Genomic DNA, 14,543 nt, shown 5'->3' on the forward strand with positions numbered 1-14,543 from the left:
TATGCACTAATATAAAAATTGAGACTAGAGAAGTAATAATGAATTATAAAACTCCTCAGAAAATTCATAATTCATTCTCAACTCCTAACTCTCAATTAAATATTCTTTAGGTAATCTTATAAATAAATTACCAACATAATACTCGTTTTCATATATTGTTTTTTTTGTAACTATATTTTTCTCTTCTATACTATTGTTAATTTTAAATCTAATATTATCAAAGACTCCCTTCATATTAACCATACCATATCCCCACTGTGGATTAGGATATACATCACCTTCCCGTTTTGATGTGCCTGCAATAAGATAAGTTTTAACTTTTGTTGCATATAAATTTATATCATTTCCATTAACAATTCCCCACTGAAATATAAGCGCTGAACATCCTGCTACCACAGCTGCTGCCACACTAGATCCACTAACAAGTTGTGTTCCAGTATCTCCAGCCTTAGATACTAAAGCATTTACTCCACCTGCTACTACATCTGGTTTAACTCTACCATCTCTTGTATATCCTCTTCCCGACTCTCTTACATTAGAATTATTATTTTGATTATAATAGCCAGTGGATATAGCATATGCTGATGTTGATGGAACAGTTAAAGTTATATATGGATCTGGATTTAAAAATTTTGTACCTGGTGCTAACAATTCTCTCTGAATTAAATATGCATCACATTTCCCAGTTACAACCAATTCTCCTGTAAGTTTAAATATCCAGATTCCTTCCCTTATATTTCTAGCTTTAATTGTAATCCTTTCCTCACCAGTTAATGTTTCTGGTATAGAGTATTCTACATATATTATGGTACTTTCATATAAAAATTTAATTTCTGTTATTTTATTAAGAGCAGGTGGTATTCTGCTAATTACTTCTCCAGAAGGAGAAATAATTGATAATGAAAATTTATCTGGTTTAGACATCCAAATTTCAAATTTTATATTTTTTTGACTTTTATCTATTTTAAGCTGAATACTCTGAGTATCACCTGTTTCAACTATAGTTCCAGATGTATGAATATCTGAATCTCCTTGATTTCCATTTGCCACAACCACAGTTATTCCTTTAACCCTTGAAATCTCATCTATATATCTCTCAATAAAGGATAGTCCATTATGAGGACCACTATTTGTACCTAAAGGTACAAGTATTACCATAGGTATTTTTAACCTACGAGATAAATCATATAAATACTTAATACCTGCAAATACAACTGAAGTTGAAAAAGCAGGTATATCTCCGTATACCCCAAAGTCATCTCTTAATGATAATACTGCAGGACTTAATTTTACAACAGCAAAATTGCATTTCGGTGCTACGCCTCTAACTTCTGGATTTGCACCTCTAGCTCCTATAATTTCTGCCATACTAGTACCATGACCAGTTGAATCCTTTGCTGGTACTATTTTATAAGGATCCTCACCACTTCTCTTAGCCTTAATTGCTTTATTTATTTCTTCTCTAGTATACTCACTACCTCCGTACTGGCCCTCAGGTGGTTTCCCAGTAGAAATATTTTGATCCCAAATAGCTAAAATTCTTGATGTGTCATCTTCATTAATAAACTCCTCATTTAAATAATCTATACCCGTATCAATTATACCTATAGTAACGCCACGACCATCTAGTGGTAAGTAAATACTGTTATGAAATACAGTTGCTCCCGATGATTCTACTGGTGAAATATCACATAATGTATGCAATACAGTAGGAACTGCATAAATAATTACATCAAAAAGTTTATTAATTACTTCATTTAAATCTCCTTGTACCGCTAATATTGCATAATTTTTATCAGCAATAAAAATACGAGCATTGGTGATTTTTTTTACAGCACCAACAATATCCCCCTGATATTCTATAGTTGCAAAGATAGTGTCTTGTAATGTAAAAAACTCCTCATCTGTAATATTATCCATGTTATTTTTTGATGTATTTTCACCTCTAACATTCGCTAATTTTAGTAAATTTAAAGAATCATAAGCACATACAATGCCATAACCCCAGTTAGGATCTGGATAAAGTACCTCTGTCCTGTCTCTTTTAGCACCTTTTGAAAGATAATACTTAAGCCTATCTCCATAAAGAAATGGATCGTTGCCCTTAACTATTCCCCACTGTAAAAGTAATGCGCATATTCCTGCTACATGAGGTGCAGCCATTGAAGTTCCACTTTTAGTATCAAACCCATTATCTGATACTGTAGATAATATTTGTTCTCCTGGAGCTACTATATCTGGTTTTGTAAATGAAGTTTTATAAAATTTTCCCCTACCTGAAAAAGATGAAAAAGTATTTGTTCTATTGTTATAGCTACCCACTGATATTACACTCTCTACTGTAGCTGGAATTCCTAAGGTATTATATACATCTGGCTTAAGAAACCTTGTTTTTGGATTAAGAGCTTCTGTAATAGGAAGCCATATATCATATACTCCCCTATATTTATTAAGAACTTTTAAAATTAATTTCCATTCACCACTTGGTAAAGATTCTGAACTTGGCAAAATACTTATAGATATTTCTCCATTTATATCAAAAGGCTTAGGTCCTGTATTATAAATAATACATTTATCAACGCCTATATTAATTTCTCTATATCCATCACGAAGGACTATTTCTCCACTTTTTTCACCTAATGAATTCTCTATCTCAATAGAAACATCAACTAAAAGTGGTTTATATAATTGTAGATTTATTGCTACTTCAGAATCTGCTACACCAAATGGAATTACATTCACATCGCTTAATTCACCACCAACATGATGAGCTGCCTCTCCTTCATTTCCTGATGCAATAACCATTGCTACTCTTTCAAGCTTACATATAGTGTCTATATATTGTTCTAAAAGACTAGTACCATTATGGGCCCCATCATTAGTACTTAAACTAATATTTATAGCAAGTGGTTTATTAATTTCATTTGCCTTATCTACAAGAAACTTTATTCCTCTCATAATCTGAGTACTTAACGCAAAATTTAAAAAACCATATCTAGTAATTTTCACCATAGCAATTGAGCTTTTAAAAGCTACACCATAATTTTGTTTTGGTATTTTACCTCCTGCACAAGCTATTCCTGCCACATGTGTTCCATGATTTATATGATCTCTTACATCTACAATTGCATATGGATCTGTTGATTTTAAGGCTTCATTTATTTGAACTTTATCATAAACTTTTTTATTCTCTCCTAAATCATAAATAAAATCAATTCTCGTGTTGCCATCTTCATCTATAAAAGCAGGATGAGTATAATCTATACCAGTATCAATAAATCCAACTAGTACACCCTCTCCAGTTAAGCCATACCTATCCCAAACATTTGGAACACAACAAGCCTTATTGCTTTCAAAATCAGAAGTAAATAAAACTTTTGGTAACTCTACATATTGCACACCTTCTATCTGAGATACTTTGCGTATGTCTTCTGACTTTAAAGTAACAATACCAAAACCAAAACCTAAATTTTCAAATATACCACCTATCTGCTCCACAGACTTCGTTACTTTATCCAAATTATTTCCAAACAAAACTACTATTTCTATATTTCCTTTATTAATTTTTTCATTTTGTGCTAAAGATGTTACCTTATATAGTAACTGTTCTGGTATTCTATTCAATAAGTTTAATTTAGAATCAAACTTGCTAATTTCTATGTTAATCTCCTCCTGAAAATATAGCTATCTATAATAGATTATTCAAATATTCCTTAATAAAAAACCATTTAGCATTTATATTTTTAACTTCAATTGTAAACTCTAAATTAACTAATAGATAAATTCCTTGGGAACTTCATCAATCATTTTTAACTAATTACTTTCTGGGTAATCTTATAAATAAATTACCAACATAATACTCATTTTCACCTATTGTTTTTTCAATAACTATATCATTATTGCCTATAAACTCATTAACGTTTAATCTAATATTATCAAAGACCCCCTTCATATTAACCATGCCATATCCCCATTGTGGATTAGGATATACGTCACCTTCTCGCTTTGATGTGCCTGCAATAAGATAAGTTTTAACTTTTGTGGCATATAAATTTTTGTCATTTTCATTGATAATTCCCCACTGAAATATAAGTGCTGAGCATCCTGCTACGACCGCTGCTGCTACACTAGATCCGCTGATAGCTTGTGTTGCACCACCTACAGCAGTTACTAAAGTATTTACTCCACCTGCTACTATCTCTGGTTTAACTCTCCCATCTCTTGTATATCCTCTACCGGATTCTGTTACATTTGAATTATTATTTTGATCATAATACCCAACAGATATGGCATATGATGATGTTGATGGAATAGTTAATGTTATATATGGATCTGGATTTAAAAATTTCGTACCTGGAGCCAATAATTCTCTTTGCAGCAGATATGCATCATACTGACCACTTATAACCAATTCTCCTATAAGCTGAAATGTCCAAATTCCTTCCCTTATATTTCTAGCATTAATTGTAATTTTTTCCTCACCAGTTAGTACTTCTGGTATAGAGTATTCTATATATATTATAGTACTTTCATATAGGAATTTAATTTCTGTTATTTTATTAAGACTAGGTGGCATTCTACTAATTATTTCTCCAGAAGGAGAAACAATTGATAATGCAAATTTATCAGGTTTAGAAACCCATATTTCAAAATTTATATTTTTTTGATTTTTATCTACTTTAATCTGAACACTTTTAGTATCACCTTTTTTATTTATCTTTCCAGAAGCATGGTTACCTGCATCTCCTTGATTTCCAGTTGGTACAACTACAGCTATTCCTCTTACTCTTGAAATTTCATCTATATATCTCTCAGTAATAGATAATCCATTATGGGCACCTCTAATTCCACTTAAAGGTAAAAGTATTACAATAGGTTTTTTTAACTTATAAGATAAATCGTATAAATACTTCATACTTAAAAATAAAACTGAAGTTGAAAAAGTTGGTGCATTACCATACACGCCAAAAGCTTCCCTTAATAATTCAGGAGCAGTTCCCAATTTTACAATAGCAAAATCGCATCTTGGTGCAGCTCCTATAATTGCTGGATTTACACCTCTAGCTCCCACAACTGATGCCATGTTTGTGCCATGACCATTTTCATCTTTTGAAGGCACTATAGCATAGGGATCTTGTCCATCTCTTTTAGCCTTAATAGCCTTATTTATTTCTTCCCTAGTATACTCACTACCTACAAACTGTCCTTCTGGATTTTTTCCCGCAGTTATGTTTTGATCCCAAATAGTTAAAATTCTTGAAGTATCATCTTCATTAATAAACTCCTCATTTAAATAATCTATACCAGTATCAACTATACCTACAATAACCCCTGACCCATTTAGTGGTAAGTAAGCACTGTTATAAAAGCTAGTTGCTCCCGATGCTTCTACTGGTGAAATATCACACAATGTATACAGTGAACTAGGATTAACATAAACAATTACTTCAAAAAGTTCATCAACTACTTCCTGTACATCTCCTATAACTGCTAATATTGCACGATTTTTATCAACAATAGCAACACGAGCATTAGGAATTTTTTTCACCATACTCACAATATCACCTTTATATTCTATAAGTATATATACAGTATCTAATAGTGCAAAAAAAAGTTCATTTGGCATATTTCCTATATCTTCTTCTAATCTAACATCTTCTTTATCCTTAAATAAGTCTAATCCATCTATATTAATCTCCTCCTTGTATATTCTTTGCTAGACTCATTTACATTTTAATTATTGTATTGAAATAGGTAACTGATATAGAATATGCTAATGATAGCTAAATAATTAATACTAGGTAAAACTCTTTAATTCTAAAAATCTCTAACAGCATATCATAGCAGTATTCCATACTTTAAAAATTCTACAAATTTCCAAATAATAAAAAAGATGTTACTATAAAGTTATTAAAAAATTATTTTATAGCAACATCTTTTTTTATTATATTTGTACTCTTCTTTATATGTTAATCTATACTATTCCTACACTCATTTGCAGACGCAATAATTATTTTTCACATAGTTAAACGTTATATTTTTAAAAATTAATAATTTACATAAAAAAATATAACTAGAAAATAAATTTCCAGTTATATTTAAATATTTAATTTATAGACTGCAGCTAACTAAAAGATATCATATACCGTATTAATTAACATTATACCTACTATTTTGAACATGAACAAAATCTTTCAAGATTCATTAAAGATGCTGCTCCTGCAAGTGTTGTACCAAAAAAAATAGTAGGTTTATCAATTAAAAAATTTGTTATTGTTTTATTTGCTATTGTGCTACCTGTGGCAACTACTATATCACACCAATTCAACAAATCATCTATAGATTTATTTCCATCTTCAACTAACACACCGTATTTAATCTTACCTACTGTATCACAAGCTAAATCTACAATTCTAAGTGGAAATTTTTTAGAAAGGTTGTCTAATATTGCAGGTTGATACCCTATCATCGCTATTTTAGGATTGCCATACTTCTCTTTAATATAATAAGCAAATTTCTCTGCACATACTTCTGGTTCTCCATCCTTGCAATGAATAGTTTTATCTGTTAATTTTAAATATCTACATACAGCATTTAAAGTTGCAATATATACCGCTGTATCAAAATTAGTTTTTAAAGGCATTTCAATAATTTGTTTTAAAGTTCCTTCAAAATTATTAGGCATATCCGTAAAAGCTTGACCTTTTTGGCCTCTAAAATCTGCTTCAAGCAGTTTTTCCTTTCCCTTTATAATAGGAAAATCTTTTCTATCTGGATTTCCTATAGCTTCCTCTGGCTTTAAAGCCTTTCCTTTTACCTTAACCTCATCATTTAAAAAATTATTATCATTAACTATATTCATAAATTTATTAAATAAACTATTATAAAATTCTGTTTCATTCATATTATTGCCTCCATAATTCTATTACAAAATTTGTATATCACTATCTTTAATTCCCACATATACTTCTTTACCTGGATTTAGCTTTAAATCTTCAATGCATTTTTCTGTTACAAAGGAGTTTAATTCAATTCCTACATCAACTATAACTTTTTTTATAAAGCCTTGATTAATAATTTCAACAATTCTACCTTTGAATTTATTCTCAAAGTTTTGAGTTCTAGGGTCTAAGAACAGAAAAACATTTTCACCACGTACTGCAGCTACTGCCTCATTAAGTACACTGTTATTTTTAACAACAAATTTCACATCATTTGATAAAATCGCTCTTCTATCACTTACCTTACATTTAAATAGATTACTAAATCCTGTGAATTTAGCTATAAATTCTGATGAAGGATGTTTAAATATTTCCTCTGGACTTCCAATTTCAAGAATTTCTCCATTATTCATAACTGCTATTCTGTCTGCTAAATACAAAGCCTCATTAAAATCATGAGTAACATGAATAGTTGTAGTATTTAGATTTTTATGCATTTTTTTTAGGTTTTGTTGAAAAATTTCTTTAGTACAAGGATCAAGTGCACTGCTGACTTCATCCAATAATAGTATTTGTGGTGAAGTAATAATAGCTCTTGCGAAAGCGATGCGTTGTTGTTCTCCTCCACTTAACATAGATATATTCCTATTCAATAAATGCTTTATATTAAGCATTTCACATATACTAAATAAAGCTTGCTCTGCACTACTTTTAGACATGCTTTTTACTTTAGAACTAAAGAGTATATTTTCTCTTACAGATAAATGAGGAAACAACAAATAATCTTGATATACAAATCCTATATTTCTATGCTCTGGTGGAACATTATTCAAATTTCTATTATTTATATATATATTCCCTTTGTCCAAATTATAAATTCCTGCTATTATTTCTAAAATTATAGTCTTACCTGCTCCTGTAGGTCCTAATATAACAAAATATTCCCCTTCTTTTACTTCAAAACTTATATCTTTAAGTGTAAAGTTACCTAGTTTTTTATAAATATGCTCTAATTTAAGCATGAAATAACTCCTTTTTAGTATTATTTTATATTTTCTGTATTTCTCTTTTCAAACAATTGAAAAATAGACAAACATACTATAGACATAATTATTAATATTGTTGCTGCTGCTAACGCTTTATCCAGTTCCCCACCAGCTAAATTTAAAAATATTGCTGCTGGTAATGTCTCTGTCTTCATACGAATAGCTCCTGCAAGCATAAGAGCAGTACCAAATTCACCCAATGCACTAGTCCATACAATTATAACTCCTGAAATCACCCCATTTCTTGCTAACGGAAGCGTTACCTTAAAAAATGATTCACAACTGCTATAACCAAGTGTTCTAGCAACAAATTCTAATTTAGGATTAATACTTTCAAAAGTTACTTTTAAAATTCTTATCATATATGGAGTATTAATAAAAAAATGAGCTACTATTATTCCATATACAGAAAAAACAGGATCCATTCCTAATTTACTAACAATATTTTCTATAGGCTTTGTAGTAAATAGTAATAGAAGAGCTATTCCTGATGCAATTGGTGGAATTGAAATTGGCATTTGTACTATTGCATTTATAATTTTTTTACCCCAAAAGTTAAACCTAACTAATCCATATGATATAGGTATAGAAAACATCAAACAAATTATTGTTGATATGGTTGATGTAAAAAAGCTTAACTTAATTGCAAACTGAATTTCTTTATCCAAGAGACTTTCTATTAAATTAGGAATGCCTCTTAGTAATACTCCAAATATTGCAAAAATTATAAATAATATAAAAACCAAAAGAAATATACATATAGATGTTTTAAAAAAAATGTCTTTTAAATTTTTATTAAATCTCATTAGTTAGCCTCTCAATACTACTTTAAAGTAAACATTTACATGTTATTCAATAGGTTTTAAATTATTTTTTGTAAATATAGCCTTTCCTTCATCTGAATTAGTAAAATCAATAAACTTTTGACACAGCTCCTTATCTTCACAACTTTTCAGAGTGCTTATATTTACCTTTTCAACTGAATTTTGTTCATTTGGAATTTGAACGCAATCTATATCTTTAGCTGCATTAAGAGCATTATCTTCCCAAACAATTGAAGCATCTGCTTTTTTCATAGAAAGATAGGTTACTATCTCATTTACAGTAGAAACTGTTGAAACAACATTAGGTTTTACCTCATCTTGAATACCTACTTTAGTAAATAATTTCATAGCCAATTTCCCCAATGGTGATGTTTCAGGGTCTCCTAAGATGACTCTGACTCCAGACTTTGAAAAATCTTGTAAGTTTTTTATATCAAGTGGATTTCCTTTAGGCACAGCAATTACAGGCGTATGATATGTTAAGTCCTTTTTATCTAGCGTTAATTCTTTTTTATTTGCTGTTTCATAGTCTTTATTTGAAGGTAATACACAAATATCTCCTTTATGTGAAATCTCCATTTGACCTATAAGATCTGATGCATTAGCATAAGTAAATTCAGCTTTAACACCATTTTGTTTTTCGAATTTTTCCCCTATTTCATCCATTGGCTTTTTTAAACCTGCAGCACAATAAATTAATAAAGATTTGTCTTTTTCATTATTTGCAGTAGTAGGTTTTGATGCTTGTCCGCATCCCCCTAACATAATAGCAACTATTAACAATGTTGAAATTAAAATCAGTGAATTCCTTTTCTTCACAAAAATCATCCTCTCTTCTAGTAATTCATTTTAGCCCCTTTCACTCTAATGTTACCATCTTCTTTCGTATTCTATACAAATAGAATACCACTCCATTATTTCCCAGTCAATAAATTCCATATCTATTTTTTCATTTTTCAACATATTAACTATTTCTATGACTGTTTATTTAAATTTATTATAATTTTCTATTATAAATATTTTATCTAAAAACATATTAAGTTCTTCTTTATTTTCCACAAATTAAAATAACCCACAACAATAAACTGCCCTCTGTCAAGTAGACATTGGGCAGTTTAGAAATGTATTGCATTTTTATCTTCATTTAAGTACCACAATAAGTCTTATATGCACAACTTGTTGATTTTGGTAATGTAGAATAATATTCATTGATATTTGAATAATCATAAGGATTTTTAAGAACATCTACAAGACGTTGCATAACACCATAATCATTATATTTAACTGCTGCATCTAAGGCCTCTTCTACTCTATTATTACGTGGTATCACTGTTGGATTATTTTGTTCCATTAGATTCTTTAATTCTTCACTTGATTCATCTTGCCTTGTTAATCTTTCTTGCCATAATTCATACCACATCTTAAATTCTTCACTTTTAAACATATCTATATCATTTAGATTTCCTAATGTTAAATTACGAAAAGTGTTTGTATAATCTGCCTTAAATCTTTTCATCATAGTTAAAAGAGATTGTATTAACTTTTTATCTTCTTCTTCTTCATTAAATATTCCAAGCTTTGCTCTCATTCCCGCGTACCAATATTTATTATATAAATCACTATACTTAGATATTGAATTTTCAGCCATCTTGGTCGCCCTTTCTAAATCTTCGTCTAATAATGGTAACAATGTTTCTGCAAATCTAGCTAAGTTCCAAGCTCCTATTTTAGGTTGATTCCCATAAGCATACCTCCCATTAATGTCAATAGAGCTAAATACAGTATTAGGGTCATAGACATCCATAAATGCACAAGGACCATAATCAATCGTTTCTCCTGCAATAGATATGTTATCAGTATTCATAACTCCATGAATAAATCCCACTAACTGCCATTTTGAAATAAGCTTCGCTTGACTCTTTATAACTTCATTAAGTAAATATAAATAAGGATTACATTCATATTCTGCCTTTTTGAAATGTCTATTTAAAGTGTAATCAGCTAATGCTTTAAGTTCTTCAAATGTTCCCCAATTTGCAGCAAATTGAAATGTACCAACGCGTATATGACTTTTTGCTATACGTGTTAAAATTGCTCCTGGTAAAATTTGTTCTCTTATTACATCTTCCCCTGTTGAAACTACTGCTAAACTACGAGTTGTCGGAATTCCTAACCCATACATGCCCTCACTTATTATGTATTCTCTAAGCATTGGCCCTAAAGTGGCTTTTCCATCTCCACCTCTTGAATATGGCGTTCTACCTGTGCCTTTAAGTTGAATATCAAATCTTTCTCCATTTTTTGATATAAATTCACCTAAAAGAACGGCTCTACCATCCCCTAACATTGTAAAATGTCCAAATTGATGACCTGCATAAGCTTGTGCAATTGGAACTGTACCTTCTAAAATTTTATTTCCAGCAAAAAAATCTACTCCATCATCACTTTGCAAAAACTCTTCATTTAACCCTAGATTCTTTGCTAGTGATCTATTAAATGCTACTAGCTTCGTACTTGGTACTTCGCTTGGATTTTGTTTTGAAAATAGTTTTTTAGGAAGTTTAATATACGTATTTTCTAAATTCAAATGAGCATTAGTAATTACTTTTTTATTATTCATTTTATCTCCTTTAATATTTACATTTGTAATAAAACACTAAATATTCTTACAATTACATATTTATAGCTAAATTATAAAAATAGCTATAGTTTACTTCATTAGTTTATACATAAATTTTTTTCTTATTAATCTTTATTGCTATAATTTACACTATTATTTCATCAATAATATTAACTTGTTTATATATTCTATATATATTTATAATGAGCAATTTTTCTTCATAAGCAGATGCTTCATAGAATTTATAATAAAAGCTTCACTTAAGCTCTTAAATAATTTGTCTTGTTCTCAATTAGTTTTATCATAAACCAAAGAAAAGCCCTTAATTCAAGGGGCTTTCCATTGTATCACGCATTCTATTATCATTTAACGAATAAGGAGTATCCTACTCCCTGATTGAATATATATTTATATCACTTTCTCTAAATTACTCACTAATTCACCAATTGCTCCAACATAGCAATTAACTATTCTATTAGCAATATCGCTTACTAACTCTTCATTATAAATATGAGATGTTTTATTTCTATCTTCTAATAAGTTAATCCATACTTGATCATCTGAAATTAGATTATTAACATATGCTTTTTTATAAATGTTTCTAGGAAATGAATTTTCTAATGTCACCCCTGAATAAGTTAAAAATTCTTTTAGTGTTTTATGTGTCAATTCATAAGTAAATTCAAACCTTTGTATTAAACTATCTCTTATGATTTCATCTTTACCATCATATAATTTACTTACTTCCATTAATTTATTATATGCTTTTTTTAAATTCATATATTTAAAATCTATGTTTCTCATATATAGTGACACCATCCTTATTAATCTGCTCTTTAAAAAATTCATCCTTTATATTTTTCATATCAGAAAAATCAAATTCTAGTAATGTTCTAGTATTTAATTCAATATCCTCGATATATTCTCCTAAATCCTTATCTGAGTATATAGCTAAATCTATATCACTTTTTAAAATATTATCTTCTCTAGCCCTTGATCCAAAAAGAACTACCTTATTTATATAATCATATTTTTTACTTATATTTATTATTTCTTCTAATATATTTTTATCTAAATTCAAATTAATCACCTTTGATTTTTTTAATATAATTATAACATAAGCAAATTATAAATATACTTATTATTTTATTTCAAGAATTATAGAAGATATAATTATTTTTAAATAAATTATAAATCTATTCATCTTTTGCTTTAAATAAAAACCTATCTTTAATTCCATCAACAGCTAAGATAATAAATAACCAACTTATTATATATCCATACCTGTTTTGATTTTCAGTAATTAGATACGCAGCTATATATCCTAGAAATATTAGGTAAAATAAATTTAATTTTGAGTTTGAATCCATAACACTTCTCTTCTTCAATCCTAAAAAAATAAAAATCAATATTATAATATAAAATATTTGAAAAGGTGCTGAACCAAAAATTCCTATCTTAAATATTATTTTTTCTTTTGGAACATCTTTTTGAGTCCAAAGAGATCCTGCAAAATCTCCTATACACCATTGTGCTCCTAATTTTCCCAAATAAAAAATCAACACTTTAATAGTAGGCGCAGTTGTAAACCTATAATGTATTACTTCTTTACATTTTAGTTTGAGTTCATCATAGTTATTTATATTTTCTTCTACTAATTTTGCATCTTCAACGTTCCACATACCTAAGCTGTTAAAATTAGTTCCTTTTAATACATTTGTTATTTTAGGTTCGCTTCCTCTCCATAATGGATTTTCTGTAATATTTACCTTTTGAAGAATGCTACTAACTAAAACTATAATTAAAAAATATGGAACAATAACAAAGACTATATTTATTAACTTTTTAAATATTCTATCTTTATAATAAATTAAAATATATAAAGTATATGCAATTAAAATTATAATAGCAACCATTCTAAATAAATTTCCGAAAGCTAAACATATGCTACTTAGACAAAATAATCGAAATTTATATTTATCAGATTCAATACCTCTTAAAAATAAGTAGATACTTAATAAATAAAAAGGCATTGCTAAATTTTCACTACAAAATACTGAAGTATAAGTTATAAAAGGTGGAAATACACTTGCTATTAATAATGATAATAATGCTTTTTCTTTGCTTTTAAACAATTCTAGTGTTATTAAATATACAATTAACACTACTATTGTCCCTAAAAACAAGCTTATCATCTTCATAATTAACAAATTACTTGCTGGAGATAAATATTGTATTGCTGCCATATATAAAACATGTATAGTTAAATGTGGAAACCTTCCTATATAGCCTATTCCTTTAAAACAACTTAAATCTCCTGATATAAAATTTTTACCACATTCATACATGACTTTAAAATCAGAATTTGGTGTATTATCTGCATTTAAAATCCACAAAATTTTGATAAAAATTGATATCAATATTAATGCAAATATTTTTTGTTTATAGCTAATGTTAGAATTTATTATTTTATATCCAAATAACAATGAAATTATTATAGCTAATGCAAATACTATTGTTCCAATATTGCTATCTATAAGTATAGGAAATAAAATACAAATGCTCGCTATAATTATAATTGATAATATAATTTTTAGCATTGTATTCATAACCTTAGTAAATAAGTTATCTAATTTATTCATTTTTACTCCTTTAACTTTCAAACATATAAAATTTATCAAACAATTCAAGATTAAGTGCTTGTCTAGATTTTACCTTCTACTAAACAAGGATTTTTCTTTATAAGTTTACCATTTATGTTTTTATATGTCTATTTATCTATATTTAATTATATTTCATATAATTAAAAGAAGTTACCTTTGAAAAAGTCAAAAATCTTTTTTCAAGGGTAACTTCCATTAATAAAAGTTTCTTCAATAATTTAAAAATTAGGCTATGTTTTAAATGTGTGTTGATATATGCAATAGGTAAAGTGGCATTGTAATTGGACTTTGAGAATTGTTAAGTGAGAATCTAAATTTTACATTTAGCTTTTCAAACTTACTCAGCGAAGTCGAGTTTCCTTTTAATATTGTCATATTTATTGCTTGTCTCAATTTTATATTGGGAGCAAGCTAAAATGGGACTATACTCATTTTAGCATTCCTAAGTT

The 14,543-nt window shown here is 28.6% G+C and carries 10 protein-coding genes; all 10 read right to left on the reverse strand.

Annotation, left to right across the window (positions count from 1 at the left end):
* Positions 1 to 84: 84 nt before the first annotated feature.
* A complete protein-coding gene (locus tag RGC78_RS06740) occupies positions 85 to 3,666 on the reverse strand; it encodes a S8 family serine peptidase (RefSeq protein ID WP_309556291.1) in 3,582 nt (1,193 codons plus the stop codon).
* 151 nt (positions 3,667 to 3,817) lie between these two features.
* Positions 3,818 to 5,626, reverse strand: coding sequence for a S8 family peptidase (locus RGC78_RS06745; protein ID WP_252214372.1), 1,809 nt, complete (start codon positions 5,624 to 5,626; stop codon positions 3,818 to 3,820).
* Positions 5,627 to 6,169: 543 nt separating this feature from the next.
* Positions 6,170 to 6,904 carry a Rossmann-like domain-containing protein gene (locus RGC78_RS06750; RefSeq protein ID WP_309556286.1) on the reverse strand — a complete coding sequence of 245 codons (735 nt, stop codon included), beginning with the start codon at positions 6,902 to 6,904 and terminating at the stop codon, positions 6,170 to 6,172.
* 21 nt (positions 6,905 to 6,925) lie between these two features.
* Positions 6,926 to 7,963: an ABC transporter ATP-binding protein gene (locus RGC78_RS06755; RefSeq protein ID WP_252214374.1), complete on the reverse strand. Its 1,038-nt coding sequence runs from the start codon at positions 7,961 to 7,963 to the stop codon at positions 6,926 to 6,928.
* Between the two features lie 20 nt (positions 7,964 to 7,983).
* Positions 7,984 to 8,793, reverse strand: a complete 810-nt coding sequence (locus RGC78_RS06760; protein WP_252214375.1) for an ABC transporter permease — start codon at positions 8,791 to 8,793, stop codon at positions 7,984 to 7,986.
* A 42-nt stretch (positions 8,794 to 8,835) separates the two neighbouring features.
* Positions 8,836 to 9,630: a molybdate ABC transporter substrate-binding protein gene (modA, locus tag RGC78_RS06765; protein WP_035782327.1), complete on the reverse strand. Its 795-nt coding sequence runs from the start codon at positions 9,628 to 9,630 to the stop codon at positions 8,836 to 8,838.
* A 325-nt stretch (positions 9,631 to 9,955) separates the two neighbouring features.
* Positions 9,956 to 11,431 carry a protein adenylyltransferase SelO gene (locus RGC78_RS06770; protein ID WP_309556287.1) on the reverse strand — a complete coding sequence of 492 codons (1,476 nt, stop codon included), beginning with the start codon at positions 11,429 to 11,431 and terminating at the stop codon, positions 9,956 to 9,958.
* Positions 11,432 to 11,839: 408 nt separating this feature from the next.
* Entirely contained in the window at positions 11,840 to 12,235 is a 396-nt protein-coding gene (locus RGC78_RS06775; RefSeq protein WP_309556288.1) for an HI0074 family nucleotidyltransferase substrate-binding subunit, read from the reverse strand.
* Positions 12,216 to 12,521: a nucleotidyltransferase domain-containing protein gene (locus RGC78_RS06780; protein ID WP_309556289.1), complete on the reverse strand. Its 306-nt coding sequence runs from the start codon at positions 12,519 to 12,521 to the stop codon at positions 12,216 to 12,218. The genes RGC78_RS06775 and RGC78_RS06780 overlap by 20 nt, the downstream gene beginning before the upstream one ends.
* A 106-nt stretch (positions 12,522 to 12,627) precedes the next feature.
* Complete coding sequence (locus RGC78_RS06785) at positions 12,628 to 14,073, reverse strand: glycosyltransferase family 39 protein (RefSeq protein WP_309556290.1); 1,446 nt, start codon at positions 14,071 to 14,073, stop codon at positions 12,628 to 12,630.
* Positions 14,074 to 14,543 lie beyond the last annotated feature (470 nt).

It is taken from the genome of Clostridium aquiflavi (assembly GCF_031344075.1).
Lineage (GTDB): Bacteria > Bacillota > Clostridia > Clostridiales > Clostridiaceae > Clostridium > Clostridium aquiflavi.